Genomic DNA, 15,341 nt, shown 5'->3' with positions numbered 1-15,341 from the left:
ACGTCGCCCCCGTCGGCGGGTCAACGCCGTGCGTCACGCGCCGTAACGCGGACAGATCGTCGATAGAGGATGCCCGCTCAACGGCCCGAGCGGCGCGACCCCGTCGGGTCGGTGCGTGACGGTCGCAGGTCGAGCGGCCCGGTGCGGGCATCCACGTCGGCACGGAAGAGCCAGCGCGGCCGAGGCTCGACGAGCGGGCGGAAGGCACGGCGCACGGGCGCGCTCGCGAGGAAGGCGGCGATGCAGATCGAGATGACAACGAGCCCGAGCAGCCACACCCACTCGGTTCTCGGAGTGGGCTCCAGCACGCCCGACTCGCGCAGGGGGTACAGCACGAACGAGTGCAGCAGATAGACGTACATCGTGCCCTGACCGAGCGCCGTGACGGGAGTGTCGCGGCGCGGAACCAGCACGAGCACGCAGAAGCTCAGCAACACGGCGAGGGCGATGAGAGCGAGTCGCACTCCGCCGGCCCACCATTCGTCGGCTCCCAGTCGGCCATACGCGTCGTCGTAGAAGAACCAGAACCGTAGATCGGCCGCCCGCCACGAGTCGATGTTCACCACGATGAGAGCGAGCCAGCCGAGCAGTACCGTGGCGGCACCTGTTCGGAGGAGTGCTCCCGGCCGCGCAAAGCCGCTCCACCGATCGAGCACACCCCACTCGTGAAGCTTCCAGCCGAGCACGAAGAAAGGCAAGATACCGATCGCTCGCGAGAGCGAGAACGTCGAGTCGACGTTCGTGAAGTAGCCGACCGAGACCGAGGCGACGATTGACCACAGCAGCGGCCAGCGCACGAGGGCGAGGTACGGCAGCAGCACGCGGAAGATGGCGAGAGCGAGCAAGAACCACAGCGTCCATGAGGGCGTCGTGGGGTTGATCGACGTGCGCCCCTCGACAAGAAACTGCACCGCACTCCAGATTGACTCGAAGACGATGTAGGGCAGCACGATGTCGGTGATCACGCGCCGCATCCGTCGCTCATTCGGTGGTGCCGAGCGCGAGAAGTAGCCGCTGATGAGCGCGAACAGCGGCATGTGGAACGCGTAGATGAAGAGGTAGGCCACGAGAGCGGCATCGCTGTCGGCGGTCAGCCGCTGGATCGCGTGCCCGATCACCACGAGCGAGATGGCCACGAATCGTGCGGTATCCCAGAAAGGTACCCGCGCGCGCGACGGCGCGGTCGCTCCCCCCGGTGCGTCCATGAGCAGAGAGGTTAGCGGATTCGATCGGGCGAGTACCGTGAAGGCATGATCTCTTCTGCTCCTTCTCTCACCCTGCGCGCGGTCGTGACCGGGGCCAGTTCAGGCATCGGCGCCGCCACCGTGCGTCTCCTCTGCGCGCGCGGATGGCAGATTGTCGCCGTCGCCCGCCGCGCCGATCGGCTGGCGGCGCTCGCCGCGGAGTGTGGGTGCGAGACCGTCGTCGCCGATCTCACCGACCAGTCGGCGGTGGATGCCCTGCGCGACCGCATCGCCGCGACCGGCCCGATTCACGCCATCGTGACCGTCGCCGGCGGAGCGATCGGCACCGACTCAGTCGAGACCGCCGACGCCCGCGACTGGATGCGCATGTTCGACATCAACGTGCTGAGCGCGCAGCGGGTCATCGGCGCGCTGCTGCCCGCTCTGCGCGACGGTGCCCGAGAGCGCGGCGTCGGCGACATTCTCGCCGTGACGTCGACTGCCGGTCAGGTGGCATACGAGAGCGGGGGAGGCTACAACGCCGCCAAGTTCGCCTTGCGCGGCATGATGGGCGCCTTGCGCCTCGAGCTCGCGGGCGAACCGCTTCGTGTCATGCAGCTCGCGCCGGGCATGGTCAAGACCGACGAATTCGCGCTCAACCGCTTCGGCGGCGACCGCGAGAAGGTCGACGCGCTCTACGCGGGGGTCGAGCACCCGCTGACGGCCGACGACATGGCTGCGCTCATCGTGCACGCCCTCGAGGCGCCCGGCCACGTGAACCTCGACGAGATCACCGTGCGCCCGGTCGCGCAGGCCGCGCAGCACAAAATCGTGCGCGGCCCGCTCGAGCTGCGCGACTAGAGCAGCGTCGGGCTCGACTGCAGGCCCTCCTCGGCCGGGGCGTCGCTGAAGGCGAGCTTCGGCACAAACACGAGCGCGACCGCGGCGACGAGCGCCGCACCGCCGCAGATCGCGAACACGACGAGGTAACCGAGCAGGCTCGAGGCCGTCTCGGTCACCGCCTGCCCAGCGGCGAGCACGAGCACCACGGCGAAGATCGCGCTCGCGAAGGCGCCGCCGATGGTCTTGGTGGTGTTCGTGAGCCCGGTGGCGATTCCCGTCTGTCCGAGGGGAGCGGCTGCGGCGGCTGCTGCCGGTAGCGCCGCGACGAGTGCGCCCGAGCCGATGCCGGCGACGACCATATTGAGCGTGACGCCGACGGCCGTCGTGTTGTTGACGAGGAAAGCGAGATAGCCGACGGCCACGATGAGCGTCGCCCCGATGAGGGTGAGGCGTGGGGTGGTCTTGCGCGAGATGAGCGGGAACAGCAGCGCCCCGATGATCATCGCCACGAGGTAGGCGCCGATAATGTACGAGCGCTCCGCTGCGTCGAGGCCGAGCCCGAAGCCGTTGACGGGGTCGGTTCCGGCGAACGTGCTCAAGGGTGCCTGAGCGCCCAGGATGCTGATGCCGACGAGCCCCGCCGTCAACTGCACCGGCCACATGTTCGGCTGCCGCAGCACGCGCAGGTCGATCGCGGGGTCGGGATGCTTGAGCACCCATTTTCCGAAGGGGTAGAGCAGCGCGATGCCGAGCAGCATGAGCGCGTACACCCACCACGTCTCGGGCCCGTTGATGCGCAAGAAGGTGAGCCCCGACGTGATCGTCAGCAGGGCGAGCGTCAACAACACGAAGCCGATCGTGTCGAGCCGTCGGCCGGTGACGGGCTGCGACTCGGGCACGCCGAAGAGAATCACGAAGAACGCGACGGTCACGGCGATGGCCGGAATCGTCAGGGTGAGCGCGATGTCGCCGTTGAACGCCGAGAAGATGCGCGCGCCGCCGAGGGCGCCGGCGATGGCCCCCGCTTCGAGCCCGACGACGAGCAGGCCGGCGGCTTTGCGCGTCTGCGAGGCGCCGACGCCGGTGTGGCGGCCGCGATCGAAGATGAGCGCGACTTCGAGCGGCAGCCACACCACGTAGAAGCCCTGCAGCGCCCACGCCGCCAAGAAGACCCAGAACGAGTCGGCGAAGACGAGCCACCAACTGGCGCCCGCGGTGAGCACGGTCGAGATCAGCAGAATCTTCTTGTGGCCGACCATGTCGCCGAGCTTGGCCAGCACGGGCACGACGAGCGCGCTCAGCAGCAGCTGCGCTGCCTCGAACCAGTTGAAGTCGGCGTCGCGAATGCCGAGGTACTCGACGAGGTCGCTGATGAGCGGCACGTAGTAGCCCTGCAGCACACCGCTGACGAACTCGACGAAGAACAGGTAGCCGACCAGTGAGACGGTGATGGCGCCGGAGGCGCCGCGCAGCCGAGAGGCCGCCGTGGGCTCAGTCATTCCGCGATGCTAGCGCGCCGGGGGCCTGTCGGTGGCCGGTAGCGTGCTGGCATGACCGCCCGTCGTCCGCTCGCCGACCTCGTCGCGCCCGACTGGGCCGAGGCCCTCGCGCCCGTGCAGCCGCGCATCGAGCAGCTCGGCGACTGGCTACGTGCCGAGGTCGCCGCAGGGCGTCCTTATCTGCCGTCGGGCCCGAACGTGCTGCGAGCGTTCACCACTCCGCTCGCCGACGTGCGCGTGCTCGTGCTCGGGCAAGACCCCTACCCGACTCCCGGGCACGCGATCGGCCTGAGTTTCGCCGTCGAGCGCACGGTGCGTCCGATTCCGCGCAGTCTCGCGAACATCTACCGCGAGCTTCGCGATGATCTCGCCATCGAGACTCCCGCTCACGGCGACCTCAGCGCGTGGACCGCTCAAGGGGTGCTGCTGCTCAACCGCGTGCTGACCGTGCAGGCCGGCGTCGCCGGCTCGCATCGCGGCCGGGGGTGGGAAGAGGTGACGACGCGCGCGGTCGAGGCGCTGGCCGCGCGCGGCGGGCCGCTCGTGGCGCTGCTCTGGGGCCGAGACGCGCAGTCGGCGGCCCCGCTGCTGCAGGGTGTTCCGGTCATTGCGAGTGCGCATCCGAGCCCGCTGTCGGCCCGCACCGGGTTCTTCGGCTCGCGCCCTTTCAGCCGCGCCAACTCCCTGCTCGTCGAACAAGGTGCGCCCCCGATCGACTGGAGCTTGCCGACATAGACTGGCGGTCGATCGCGAGGCGCAGAAGGAGGCGGGATGCTCGAAGACGAGTACCTCGAGCGGCGCCGCCCGCCCCGCCACCTGCAGCGCAGGCCTGAGCCCGAGACCCCCTTCGCCTTCCGCGTGCGTGAAGCCGAAGCCCGCGATCTTCCCCACATTCGCGAGATCTACAACCACTATGTGGCGAACTCGACCGTCACCTTCGACGAGTCGCCCTGGAGTCTTCGCGGGCTGCGCGCGAAGTACGCGAAAGTGCGCGAGCTCGGGTATCCGTTTCTGGTCGCCGTCTCGCCCAACGACGTCATTCTGGGGTTCGCCTACGTGTATCCGTGGAAGGAGAAGGCGGCGTACCGGTTCACGGTCGAGAACTCGATCTACCTCGGTCCGGCCTCGACGGGCAAGGGCATCGGGCGTGAGCTCATGCGCGAGCTGCTCGATCGATCGCGCGATGCGGGGGTCAAAGAGGTGATCGCGGTCATCGCCGACAGGGGCGCCGAGGCCTCGATCGCGCTGCACGAGCGCTTCGGCTTTCGACAGACCGGCACGATGGGCCGCGTCGGCTTCAAGTTCGGTCGCTGGCTCGGCGTCGTGATGATGCAGAAGTCACTCAAGAAACAGCGCTGAGCCGCGCTACTGCTACTGGTAGACCTCGCCGGCGACCTCGTCGGCGATCATGACAGCCTCGTCGTAGAACACCTGGCCGCCGAAGGCGCTGATCACCGAGATCCAGCTGTCGTCGCGGATGATGTTGTAGATCGCCGGCGCCGCAGCCTCGTCGCCGAACTGGCTGTAGGTGACGGCGCCCTCGTCGGTCGTGTTTTCGTTGAGACCCTGGTTGGCCAGGTCGTTGACGACGCCGGCGCGCGTGGCGGCAGTGATCGGCGCGACACTCACGAGCAGGCTCGAGAGATCGGTGCCGTCTTCGGCATAGACGCAGCTGATGCCGCCGACGAATTGCTCGGGCGTCGGGTCGAAGAAGTAGTCGTCGCCGTAGAGGCTGCCCGGGCCTCCCAGCAGCTCGAGGTTCTGCTCGGCGAACGAGTCGAGTCGCTCTTGCGGCAGGATCGTCGTGCAGTCGGAGGGCATGACGAACGCGAGCGGGGTCGGCTCGGGGGTTTCTGACTCGACGACGGTGGGCACCGGCTCAGGCGTCTCGGGCTCGGCCATGGGCTCTTCTTCGGCTGCGCAGGCTGACAGCGCGATGACGAGCGCGACGACGGCAGAGCCGGTGAGCAGGCGGTGCGCGAACATGGTGCTCCTCTGGTGGTGAATGCCGCGAATCTAGCAGTCGAAGGTCACGGAATCGTCGTGTTTTGGGCCCCGCAGGCGGGCACGGGGGCGTTCGTTGTGCAATCGATACGCGGGTGCCGTGCGCGACTCGGCAGCGGCCCCGGCATCGAGGTGCGCCTAGGCTCGAAAGGTGTTCGAATTGCACCACCTCACCGCCCTCGAGCAAGGGGAGTGGCTGCACAGCGGCCGCATCACACCTCGAGAACTCGTCGAGCACTATCTGCGGCGCATCGAGCGCCTCAACCCGAGCATCGGGGCCCTGACCGTCGTCGACGGTGATCGCGCGCTCGACCGGGCCGACGCGCTGCCGAGACTCGCGGCGATGACGGCTCCCCTGTGGGGCATCCCGATCGCCGATAAAGAGCTCGTGCGTCGCGCAGGGCAGCGCACGACCTTCGGCTCGCGCCTCTTCGCCGACCACGTGCCGACCGACGACGACGATCTCGTGCGCCACCTCGATAGCGCGGGCGCCATCAGCCTCGGCGCCACCGCGGCGCCCGAGTTCGGCCTGCCCTCGTATACCGAGAGCCTCGTGGCACCGGCCGCGCGAACCCCCTACGACCTGACGCGCGGCGCGGGAGGCTCGAGCGGGGGAGCAGCCGCGGCCGTCGCGGCGGGCCTTCTGGCAGTCGCGCCCGGCAGCGATGGCGGCGGCAGCATTCGTATTCCCGCCGCGGCATGCGGGCTCGTCGGGCTCAAGCCCTCGCGCGGTCGTGTGCCGGCGGGCAGCGGGCTTGAGCATCTCGCGGGCCTCGTCGTCGCCGGACCCCTCGCTCGCACAGTCGCCGACGCCGCCCTCATGCTCGACGCGCTGACGACGGCGGTGACCTGGCCATTCGCCACGCGTGCGCCGATCGACCCTCCCGTGGCCTCGGGTGCGCCGCACCCGCACAGCGGGCCGCTGCTCGGCGCAGCGGTGCGCGGTGAGGGTCGTTTTCAGCTCGGCGTCACCACGAGCTCGCCCTGGGAAGCCTCGGTCGACCTCGCGCTCGACCCCGAAGCTCAGTGGGCGCTCGACGAAGCGGTCGCGGGGTTCGGTGCCCTCGGGCACGGCCTTGAGCCCGTGGTGCTCGACCCCGAACCCGACTACGCGCAGCACTTCAGGGCGGTGTGGATGGCGGGAGCATCCCGCATTCCTGCCCGCACCCCTGACGAGCTCGCCCTGCTCGAACCGCTCACCGCCTGGCTCGTCGGCCAGGGCCGCGCACTGTCGGCCGAGACGCTCGCCGAGGCGCTCGTCTGGCTCGCGGGCTTCGAGCGCCGCATCATCGCGCAACTCTCGCGGTTCGACGCCGTGCTGACACCCGCGGTCGCCATGACACCTCGGCCCGTCGGCTGGTACGACGCCACGGATGCTGAACGCAACTTCACGCAGCAGGTGCAGTACACCCCCTTCACGAGCTTCGTGAACGTGGCAGGGCTGCCCGCTCTCACTCTGCCGGTCGGGCTCACGCCCGAAGGATCAAAGCAGCCGGGGCTGCCCATGGGCGTGCAGCTCATCGGCCGGCCCGGCGGCGAAGCCACGCTGCTGGCGCTCGGCGCTCAGTGGGAGCGGTCGCGGGAAACGGCGCGCATCCATCCGCCTCAGTGGTGAGTCGTTACGGCAGCAGCTCGGCTGCTGCGTCGAGGGTCAGCACCGTGGCGTCACCGAAGCTATAGGCGCTTCCGAACCACAGGTCTGAGGTGAGTAGGTGAGCCTCGGTGTAAGTGATGAACTCTTCTTCGACCGCGAGCGTGTAGAGATCGCCGCTGGGAGTGGTCGACGCCGTGAATCCGGCGCCCGCGAGGGCCGCGATGAGAGCGGTGCGTGAGACACCGTCGAGCACGGCAATCGACGTCGTCGAGCCGCTCTCGCTGGCGGGGAGAATCCAGGTGCAACTCACGCGAGCGTCGATCGCGGCGAGGATCGTCTCAATGCCGACGTCAAAGGTTCCCCACCCGCCGCCTCCCGGTGTGCTCACGTCGCCTTCCGAGGTGCGGCCTTCACCCTCAAGTGCTGCTACCAGGGCAGGCGAGTAGATGTCATCGCAGCCAGGCAGCACGATGGGCTCGGGGGCGGGCTCGCTCGACGCGGAGGGTTCGATCGCACTTGGTTCCGCACTGGGCTCCGCGTCGGGCTCGGTCTCGGGCGCGCACCCGGAGAGCGCGAGAAGTATGACCACGGCAGGTACGAGCATCCATCGGCGCATGCCCGCAGGGTAGCGCTTCGCGAGGGCTTTGCGCACTAGCGATAGCCGCCCTTGTCGAGTCCGGCCTCCACTTCGAAGCGGTTGCGTTTCGCGTCGCGCCCGGCGGCGAGGTAGAGCGGAATGAAGGCGAGGCCGTATCTCTTCCACTGCGCACGATGCACGGCCTCGTGCTCGAGCACGGTGTCGGCGGTGTTGTCGCGCGTCAGGTAGGCCGCGCCGATGGTGGTGCCTCCTCGCCCGAAGGCCCAGCGCGGCAGACCTGCGCAGACGATCACTCCACCGCGCTTCGACACCCTGAAACCGCCGAGCAGGGCCCCCCACGAGACGCCCGCCGCGGTCGCGAACCAATAGCCGGGGCGCGCGACCACCGGGTGCAGGCCGACGGCACGCACGACGCGGTTGCGCGCCAGGCGGTCGACAGCACGTGCCGCCCTACTCTTCCGCGGCGCAGAGGCAGCGGTCACGGCCGCCCGTAGCCCTCGAGCAGCCGCAACCAGATCTCGCTGAGCGTCGGGTACGAGGGCACGGCGTGCCACAGTCGCGAGATCGGAACCTCGCCGACGATGGCGATCGTGGCGGCGTGCAGCAGCTCGCCGACGTCGTCGCCGACGAGGGTGAACCCGACGATGACGCCGCGGTCTTCGTCGACCACCATGCGGGCCGTGCCGCGGTAGTCGTCGCCGTGCACGGTCGCCCCGGCGAGCCAGCCGAGCTCGTAGTCGACCACTCGCGTGCGCACGCCCTTCGCCTCGGCCTGCTGCGCCGTGAGCCCGACGCTCGCCACCTCGGGGCTCGTGAAGGTCACTTGCGGCACCGCGTCGTGGTCCGCCGTTGCCACGTGCGCACCCCACGGTGCGTCGTCGACGGATGCTCCGCTCGCGCGCGCCGCGATCACGTCTCCCGCCGCTCGGGCCTGGTACTTGCCCTGGTGGGTGAGCAGTGCCCGGTGGTTGACGTCGCCGACGGCATAGAGCCAGTCGTAGCCACGCACCTGCAGGGTGTCATCGACGTCGAGCCACGTGCCGGGCTCGAGCCCGATGGTCTCGAGCCCGAGGTCACCCGTCACGGGCGCGCGACCCGTCGCGACGACGACCTCGTCGACCTCGAGCGCGCGGCCGCCCGGCAGAGTCAGGGCGACGGTGCCGTCGGCCCTGCGCTCGACGTGCTCGGGGCTCGTGCTGAGCAGCACCTCGGCTCCGTCGGCGCGCAGCCGCTCGGCGACGGCCTCGCCCGCGAACTCCTCCACGCCCGCCAGCAGCCCGCTGCGGGCCAGCAGGGTGACGGCGCTGCCGAGACTCGTGAAGGCGGTCGCCATCTCGCACCCGACGACGCCGCCACCGATGATGGCGAGGCGCGCGGGAATTGCCTCGGTGCTCGTGATCTCGCGCGAGGTCCACGGGCGAGCGGCCTCGAGCCCGTCGATGGGCGGCATGGCCGCCGTGCTGCCGGTGCAGATCGCGACGGCGTGGGTCGCCGTCACCGTACGAGTGGCACCGTCGGAAGCGGTGATGATGACGCGGCGCTCGCGGTCGAGCCGCGCATGGCCGCGGGCCAGCGCGATGCCCGCCTTCTGCAGCCAGCGCACCTGGCCGGCGTCGTTCCAGTGGCTCGCGACGTCGTCCCGGCTCGCGAGCACAGCCTCGGCGTCGATGCCGCCTGTGATCGCGGCGCGCACGCCCGGCACCGCGTGAGCGGCGCGCAGCACGCTGCCGGCACGCAGCAGCGCCTTCGACGGCATGCAGGCCCAGTACGAGCACTCGCCGCCGACGAGCTCGCTCTCGACGATGAGCACACTCAGCCCGCCCTGCACCGCACGGTCGGCGACGTTCTCGCCGACCGCCCCGGCCCCGATCACGACGAGGTCGTACTCATCTCGCGGCGCGTGTTCGGTGTGGGCGGTGGTCGTAAGCGGGCGCATGCGCCTACCGTCCCACGAACTCCGGGTCGGTGCGAGTGAGAAAAGCCTGCATGCCGATGCGCGCATCCTCAGTCTGCATGAGGCGCACGAGCTCGCCCGGCAGCTGAGCCTCGGCGGCCGCCTCGCCGTCTCGCACCGCGAGTCGCGCGTTCGCGAGCGTCGCCTGCACGGCCAGGGGAGCCTGCGCCGCGATCCGACCGGCCAGCTCGCGAGCGCGCGAGAGCTGCTCTCCCGGCGCCACGACCTCCTGCACGAGGCCCATGCGGTGCGCCTCAACGGCGTCGAACCTGTCGCCCGTGAGCATCCACTTCATGGCGTTGCCCCACCCAGCCGCAGCGGCGAAGCGCGTCGTCGCCCCGCCGAACGGAAGAATCGCACGCGCTACTTCGAGCTGCGCGAACACGGTGTCGCTCGCGGCGACGACGATGTCGCTCGCGAGAGCCAGTTCGACGCCGAGCGTCAGGCACGTGCCCTGCACCGCGAGCACGACGGGCTTGCGCACGCGCGTGCCGTCCATGCCCCAGGGGTGAATGCCGCCATCGGGCACCATGGCGAGGCCCTTCGGGCCGATGCGCGGAACAACGTCGGCGAGGTCGAGCCCGCCCGTGAAGTGATCGCCGTGCGCGAAGACCACGCCGACGCGCAGGTCGGGGTCGCGGTCGAGCTCGCCATAGGCCAGGGCCAGCTGCTCGAGCATGGCGACGTCGGCGGCGTTGCGCTTGTCGGCACGGTCGAGGCCGATGAGCAGCACGTGCCCGTCGCGCTCGACGGAGATGCGAGCAGGTGTCTCGGTGTCGGTCATGCCCGACAGCGTAGCGACGCGACCATGGGCCATGCGGCGGGTTTGTGACTCAGCGACTGAGCGCGGCGACGATGCGCAGAATCGCTGAGAGGTCGTCGCTAGAGGCGAACTCCCCGTCGTCATCGTCGTCGATGTCGCTGTCGCCGTCGTCGACGAGGGCCGGCGCATATTCGGTGAGACCAGCGCCCGCGAGCGCGAGAGCAGCACGGGCATCGGTGACGGCCTGGGTCAGCGAGGCGAGGTCAATGCCGAACGGCGCCGGAAAGCCCACGCCCGCAAAGACGGCGGGGTCGAGCACGTCGAGGTCGACATGCACGTAGAGCACCGGTTCGTGGCCGCTTTCTCGAGCGGCGGCGGCGCGGTCAGCGACAGCAGCGCCGACCTCCTGTGCCTTCACGCGCCGCATCGCACGAGAGTCGATGAACTCGGCCTCGGCATCGTCGAGGTCGCGCACGCCCAGCAGCAGCACGTCGGCGGCATCGACGATGCCCTCGTCGATGAGAGCGCGCAGCACCATGCCGTGAAAAGCCCCGCTCGGCGACGACTCGGGCGTGTTCAGGTCGGCATGCGCATCAGCCCAGAGCAGCACGACGCGCCCCGACCTGGCAGCGTGCTCGATCGCACCGTATTCGACCCCGCAGTCGCCGCCGACGACGATGGGGGTGCCGTCGAGCTCTGACAGCTGGCGCTGCAGGCGCTCGCGCACGAGTCTGATCGAGCTGTACCGCAGAATGCCGGTGCCCTCCGCATCGCCCGCTTCGAGAGGCGCATCGACGAGGTGCGTCGCCGCCTTCGGAAGCTGCCGACGGATGCTCTCCGCGCCGTCGACGAGACGCATCGCGCGCGACGACCCCGAGCCCTGCCACTGCGGAACGACGACGAAGCTGCTGGTCATGCGCCCATTGTGGCACCGCGACGACCGGCCAGCCCTGCAAGCCCGGAGACCGCCGCCTCAAGGGGGCCTCGCAAGCGCAGCGCTTGGAACGCCCCGGCAATGAGCACAGCAGCAATGGTCAAGCCCATGAACAGCGGAATGCCCACCTCGGGCTCGAAGAGACCCGCGGGCCCCAGCGAGGCGAAGCCCGCGATCACGAGCACGTGCCCGGTGTAGATCGTGAGCGGCATGCGCCCGATGCTGACGAGGGGGAGCGCGGCGATCGAGAGGGCCCGTGAGGTGCCCGGTCGATCGAGCAGCACAAGCGAGAGGGCGATGACCGCGACCGCGAGACCGCCTGAGCCGAGCAGCTCGGCGACCGTAGAACTGTGGGCCTCGGCGCTCACCTCGGGAAGCACCAGGGCTGCTCCATAGCCCGCGACGCTCGCCAGTGCGCCGAGCGTGAGCATCAGCAGCCGCGTGCGCGTTGCCGCGAGGTCTGACCGCGCGCACAGCAGACCTGTGATGAGTAGCGGCAACCAGAGCAGCACCGGGTAGTACCCCGTCAACAGGTACTCGCTTGCGGTCGCCCAGGGCTCGTCGAGAGCCGCTCCGTCGGCAATGACGGCATCGCGCAGCAACGGTGCTGAGACGAGCAGCGCCGCGCCGACGCCGATGAGCGCGAGTCGAGGCAGGAAGAGCAGGGGGAGCATCAGCGCAAACATGAGCCCGTAGTAGTCGAGGATGATAGCGATGCCGCTGGGGAGCATCCAGAGCAGCAGCCCCAGCGTGAAGAGCAGTGCGGCGCGAATGACCAGGCGCCACCGAGCCGTCGTGCGCGGCACCGCCCCACAGTCGGCACCGCCGGCCACGATGCCGAGCGCGACTCCCGCGACGACGGCGAAGAGCATCGACGGGCGGCCGTCGACCAGAAGCTCACCCTGGGTATCGTCACGCGGCCAGACGTGGGCCGCCATCATGCCGATGACGGCGAGCCCCCGAGCGGCATCGATGCCGCTGAAGCGCACCGACGCGGTCGGGGCGAGCGCGCCGGTGGGCGCCTGCCCCGACCTCGTCACGGGCATTGACTACTGACCGAGCGCCTGCTGCGACGCCCCTGACTTCAGCGCAGCGAGGCGCGCTTCGACCTCGATCTCAACGCCGACGTTCTCGAGCGACTCGAACTGCGCGTCGAGCGTCGACGCGGCGAGCTCTTGACGGCCCATGACTTTGGCTTCTTCGCGCCGGATCTTCTCCTCGAACCGGCCGAGCTCGCTCGTCGGGTCCATGATGTCGATGCTGCCGACGGCGTCGATGACCTGAGCCTGCGCATCAGCGATCTTGGCGCGGGCGATCAGCTGGTCGCGCTGCGACCGCAACTGGTCGAGCTTGCCCTTCATGGCCTCGAGGCCGCTCTTGAGCTGGTCGACGATCGCGTTTTGGTTGATGATCGTCGGCTCGACGGTCTTCGCCTCGGTCTCGGCCTGCAGCTGCTTGCCGAGGGCCACCTTGGCGAGGTTGTCGAACTTGTCGGCGTCGGCCGTGTTGCCGGCCGTGCGCAGTTCGTCGGCCTTGGCGCTCGCGGCGAGAGCCTTGCGGCCCCAGTCTTGCGCGGCGGCGACGTCTTCGGCGTGGTCCTGCTCGAGCAGGCGCAGGTTGCCGATGGTCTGGGCGATGGCGGCCTCGGCCTCTTGAATGCTCGAGGTGTAGTCGCGCACCATCTGGTCGAGCATCTTCTCGGGGTCTTCAGCCGAGTCGAGCAGGGCGTGGATGTTGGCCTTCGCGAGCTGGGCGATGCGGCCGAAGATGGACTGCTTGGACATCGGTGGTGCCTTTCTCTCAGTGGACTCAGGAAGAGGAACGTTGGGGGTCTCTGCAGCGGGTCAGAACCGGCCGCCGCCGCCGCGACGGCCCGACGAACGCGACGACGACGAACGGCGCGTGCTGCCGCCGCTGGAGGGGCGACGGCTGCTCGATCCGCCGCTGGATCCGAAGCGCGGGCGGCTCGATCCGCCGCCGAATCCTCCGCCGCCACTCAGCAAGCCGCCGATGAGGCCGCCGATGATCGCGTCACTGACGCCGCCTCCGCGGCCGCCGCCGCCGTAGCCGCCGACGAGACCGCTCGGGGCCATGGCGCCCCGCACATCATTCTCGGCAGAGCTCAGGGCGAGACCCGCAAGGTCGAGAGCACGCTGGGCAGCCGCGAGCGCGCCTACGGGGTCACTCGCTCGAGTGCTCGCGGCCACCTGCTCTTGCGCCTGGGCTTCGGCGAGTCTCGAGCGCGCGTCGGCTCCGACTGCTCCGCGGTGCGAGGTCACGTACTCCGTGGCGCTGAGAATGCGACTGCGCGCCGAGGCAAGGGTGCGGTCGAGCGCCGCCTCAGCCTTCTCCCGCCGCTCACTCTCTTCGCGTGCGCCTGCCAACTGCGCATCGAGCTCGCGGTCGACGGCGATCAGTCGTTCGAGGGCAGCGATCGGGTCACCCGTGTCGATGCTCGACAAGGCCGACTCTGCAGCGGCGACCGCTCCCGCGAGCGTCGCGCTCTCGGGCAGGGCGGCAGCGCTGGCGATGCCCTGGCGAAGGTCGTCGCTCTGCGCGGCCACCGCGGTGCGCGCCTCACCGAGGTCGGCGGCAAGACGCTCGACGGCGGCCGTGGCGCTCGTGAGCTGCGCGAGCGCGAGTTGCGCTGACCGCACGTCGACCGCTGCCTCGCTCGACTCGCCCGCCTGCTGCCGCGCCGTCGCCTCGGCGAGTTCGGTGTCGGCGAGCTCGAGCAGCCGCTTCGCCTGCGCGGGGGTCTCGACCACGCTCGCGATCGCGGCGGCGCTGTACTCGGCCGTGAGCCGCCGCACGGTTGCTTCGGCCGCGGTGAGAGCGGCGGGCGCCGCATCGCGGGCGCTCGTCGCTGCGGCCAGCGCCGCCGGCAAGTCTTTCTCGACGTCGCGCAGGGCGTCGAAGGCGTCTTCTTGCGCTTCGATCAGGTCGTCGGCCTCGTCGCACGCCGCGACGATGCGCAGCAGCGCTTCGCGCTTCTGCTCGTCAGTCTCGGGGTTCTCATCGTCGAGTTCGCGGCGCACGCGGAAGGCATCGGCGACGAGCGCCTTCGCTTGCGTCAGAGCGGAACGGAAGCCTTCGGTCGGCGCAGTACCGAACTGCGCCTCGGCGAAACCGAGCTCCTGCTCGCTCGTCGTGAGCGCGTCGTCAACCTGCACGAGTCGGCGCGACGCTGTCTGGTCGAGCTCGGCGGTCGACTGCGCGTCGACGGCCGCCGTCACCGGGTTCTTCTTGCGCCGTGCGCGAGCGATGAAGAACCAGGCCGCGCCGATGCCGCCCGCGCCCAGCACGATCGGCACGATCGGAATGCCGCCGGTGCTACTGCTGTCATCGCCGCCGGAGGAGCCATCGCCCGTCGCTGCCGTCAAGCTGTCGGCGTAGGCGATGATGCCCGCCGCCCAGTTGTCGTTGCGCAGCTCGGGAATCAGAGCATCCGTCTCGGCAGTCTCGAGCTGTGCGTCACTCGCCGGAAACGTGACACCGACGCTCGTGGCGTACTCACGATCGTCGACGGCAATCGCGAGCAGAGCATCCCGATCTCCGAGTCCTGAGATCGCGGCCGACGCGTCTGCCCAGGCGAGCGCGTCGGCCGATCCCTCGAAACGATCGACGACGATGATGTACAGGCCCGCTCCCGAGGCCTCAAAGAGCCGATCGATCGCTGATTCGACGCGCGAGAGATCGCTGCCGAGCACTCCGGCCTCGTCGACCACATAGGCGCCCGCCAGATCGACCGGCGGCGCGGCGAGGGCGGGAGTCGCGGCGCCGAGTAGCAGGGCGCTCGAGAGGGCGAGGATCGCGCCACTGCGCTGCACGCGCGACGCCGTGGAAGTCGAACGGTGCCAGCGTGCCGCCATCGAGGTGCCCTTCGTCGATCGGGTCGACCGCGCAGAGCCGAGTGTCACTCCGCCGCGCGTCGTGCCGCGATTCTAGCCAGCAGAAGTGGCGGCGGG

15 protein-coding genes are annotated in these 15,341 nt (G+C 69.8%); 4 read left to right on the top strand and 11 right to left on the bottom strand.

Features of this window, described 5'->3' with window-relative positions:
• Positions 1 to 77: 77 nt before the first annotated feature.
• Positions 78 to 1,205, bottom strand: coding sequence for an acyltransferase family protein (locus KL788_RS04365; protein WP_293168847.1), 1,128 nt, complete (start codon positions 1,203 to 1,205; stop codon positions 78 to 80).
• A gap of 45 nt (positions 1,206 to 1,250) precedes the next feature.
• On the opposite strand from KL788_RS04365, the gene KL788_RS04360 reads away from it, so the two are divergent.
• Positions 1,251 to 2,045, top strand: coding sequence for an SDR family oxidoreductase (locus tag KL788_RS04360; protein WP_293168845.1), 795 nt, complete (start codon positions 1,251 to 1,253; stop codon positions 2,043 to 2,045).
• Here the strand turns inward: KL788_RS04360 and KL788_RS04355 are convergent.
• Positions 2,042 to 3,526 (bottom strand): MFS transporter, encoded by a 1,485-nt coding sequence (locus tag KL788_RS04355; protein ID WP_293168843.1) that lies wholly within the window; start codon positions 3,524 to 3,526, stop codon positions 2,042 to 2,044. The two genes, KL788_RS04360 and KL788_RS04355, sit on opposite strands and share 4 nt — an antisense overlap.
• A 51-nt stretch (positions 3,527 to 3,577) precedes the next feature.
• Between KL788_RS04355 and KL788_RS04350 the strand changes: the two genes are divergently transcribed.
• On the top strand, positions 3,578 to 4,261 hold the full coding sequence (locus tag KL788_RS04350; protein ID WP_293168841.1) for a uracil-DNA glycosylase: 684 nt from the start codon (positions 3,578 to 3,580) through the stop codon (positions 4,259 to 4,261).
• Positions 4,262 to 4,297: 36 nt separating this feature from the next.
• On the top strand, positions 4,298 to 4,885 hold the full coding sequence (locus KL788_RS04345; RefSeq protein WP_293168839.1) for a GNAT family N-acetyltransferase: 588 nt from the start codon (positions 4,298 to 4,300) through the stop codon (positions 4,883 to 4,885).
• Positions 4,886 to 4,897: 12 nt separating this feature from the next.
• Here the strand turns inward: KL788_RS04345 and KL788_RS04340 are convergent, their stop codons facing one another.
• Positions 4,898 to 5,512, bottom strand: coding sequence for a hypothetical protein (locus tag KL788_RS04340; RefSeq protein ID WP_293168837.1), 615 nt, complete (start codon positions 5,510 to 5,512; stop codon positions 4,898 to 4,900).
• 169 nt (positions 5,513 to 5,681) lie between these two features.
• On the opposite strand from KL788_RS04340, the gene KL788_RS04335 reads away from it, so the two are divergent.
• On the top strand, positions 5,682 to 7,145 hold the full coding sequence (locus KL788_RS04335) for an amidase (RefSeq protein ID WP_293168835.1): 1,464 nt from the start codon (positions 5,682 to 5,684) through the stop codon (positions 7,143 to 7,145).
• Positions 7,146 to 7,149: 4 nt separating this feature from the next.
• Here the strand turns inward: KL788_RS04335 and KL788_RS04330 are convergent, their stop codons facing one another.
• The 8 genes from KL788_RS04330 to KL788_RS04295 are packed head-to-tail and all read right to left on the bottom strand — an operon-like array spanning position 7,150 to position 15,293.
• On the bottom strand, positions 7,150 to 7,740 hold the full coding sequence (locus KL788_RS04330) for a hypothetical protein (protein ID WP_293168834.1): 591 nt from the start codon (positions 7,738 to 7,740) through the stop codon (positions 7,150 to 7,152).
• 35 nt (positions 7,741 to 7,775) lie between these two features.
• Complete coding sequence (locus tag KL788_RS04325; protein ID WP_293168833.1) at positions 7,776 to 8,204, bottom strand: hypothetical protein; 429 nt, start codon at positions 8,202 to 8,204, stop codon at positions 7,776 to 7,778.
• A complete protein-coding gene (locus tag KL788_RS04320) occupies positions 8,201 to 9,658 on the bottom strand; it encodes a dihydrolipoyl dehydrogenase family protein (RefSeq protein WP_293168831.1) in 1,458 nt (485 codons plus the stop codon). The genes KL788_RS04325 and KL788_RS04320 overlap by 4 nt, the downstream gene beginning before the upstream one ends.
• A 4-nt stretch (positions 9,659 to 9,662) precedes the next feature.
• Positions 9,663 to 10,460: a crotonase/enoyl-CoA hydratase family protein gene (locus KL788_RS04315; RefSeq protein ID WP_293168829.1), complete on the bottom strand. Its 798-nt coding sequence runs from the start codon at positions 10,458 to 10,460 to the stop codon at positions 9,663 to 9,665.
• 49 nt (positions 10,461 to 10,509) lie between these two features.
• Complete coding sequence (locus KL788_RS04310; protein WP_293168827.1) at positions 10,510 to 11,355, bottom strand: arginase family protein; 846 nt, start codon at positions 11,353 to 11,355, stop codon at positions 10,510 to 10,512.
• Positions 11,352 to 12,413, bottom strand: coding sequence for a heparan-alpha-glucosaminide N-acetyltransferase domain-containing protein (locus tag KL788_RS04305; protein WP_293168825.1), 1,062 nt, complete (start codon positions 12,411 to 12,413; stop codon positions 11,352 to 11,354). The genes KL788_RS04310 and KL788_RS04305 overlap by 4 nt, the downstream gene beginning before the upstream one ends.
• Before the next feature lie 9 nt (positions 12,414 to 12,422).
• Positions 12,423 to 13,157, bottom strand: coding sequence for a PspA/IM30 family protein (locus tag KL788_RS04300; RefSeq protein WP_293168823.1), 735 nt, complete (start codon positions 13,155 to 13,157; stop codon positions 12,423 to 12,425).
• A 60-nt stretch (positions 13,158 to 13,217) separates the two neighbouring features.
• A complete protein-coding gene (locus tag KL788_RS04295) occupies positions 13,218 to 15,293 on the bottom strand; it encodes a TPM domain-containing protein (RefSeq protein WP_293168821.1) in 2,076 nt (691 codons plus the stop codon).
• Positions 15,294 to 15,341 lie beyond the last annotated feature (48 nt).

This window comes from Microcella sp. (genome assembly GCF_019739195.1).
Taxonomy (GTDB): Bacteria; Actinomycetota; Actinomycetes; order Actinomycetales; family Microbacteriaceae; genus Microcella.
The sequence above is the reverse complement of the archived record's forward strand: the minus strand, read 5'-3'. Positions and strand labels throughout refer to the sequence as shown.

Bases quoted from the DNA above. Each gene is read 5' to 3' on its own strand.
- KL788_RS04310 (WP_293168827.1), bottom strand. From the start codon at position 11,355: ATGACCAGCAGCTTCGTCGTCGTTCCGCAGTGGCAGGGCTCGGGGTCG.
- KL788_RS04345 (WP_293168839.1), top strand. From the start codon at position 4,298: ATGCTCGAAGACGAGTACCTCGAGCGGCGCCGCCCGCCCCGCCACCTG.
- KL788_RS04315 (WP_293168829.1), bottom strand. From the start codon at position 10,460: ATGACCGACACCGAGACACCTGCTCGCATCTCCGTCGAGCGCGACGGG.
- KL788_RS04365 (WP_293168847.1), bottom strand. From the start codon at position 1,205: ATGGACGCACCGGGGGGAGCGACCGCGCCGTCGCGCGCGCGGGTACCT.
- KL788_RS04320 (WP_293168831.1), bottom strand. From the start codon at position 9,658: ATGCGCCCGCTTACGACCACCGCCCACACCGAACACGCGCCGCGAGAT.
- KL788_RS04360 (WP_293168845.1), top strand. From the start codon at position 1,251: ATGATCTCTTCTGCTCCTTCTCTCACCCTGCGCGCGGTCGTGACCGGG.
- KL788_RS04340 (WP_293168837.1), bottom strand. From the start codon at position 5,512: ATGTTCGCGCACCGCCTGCTCACCGGCTCTGCCGTCGTCGCGCTCGTC.
- KL788_RS04330 (WP_293168834.1), bottom strand. From the start codon at position 7,740: ATGCGCCGATGGATGCTCGTACCTGCCGTGGTCATACTTCTCGCGCTC.
- KL788_RS04350 (WP_293168841.1), top strand. From the start codon at position 3,578: ATGACCGCCCGTCGTCCGCTCGCCGACCTCGTCGCGCCCGACTGGGCC.
- KL788_RS04355 (WP_293168843.1), bottom strand. From the start codon at position 3,526: ATGACTGAGCCCACGGCGGCCTCTCGGCTGCGCGGCGCCTCCGGCGCC.
- KL788_RS04300 (WP_293168823.1), bottom strand. From the start codon at position 13,157: ATGTCCAAGCAGTCCATCTTCGGCCGCATCGCCCAGCTCGCGAAGGCC.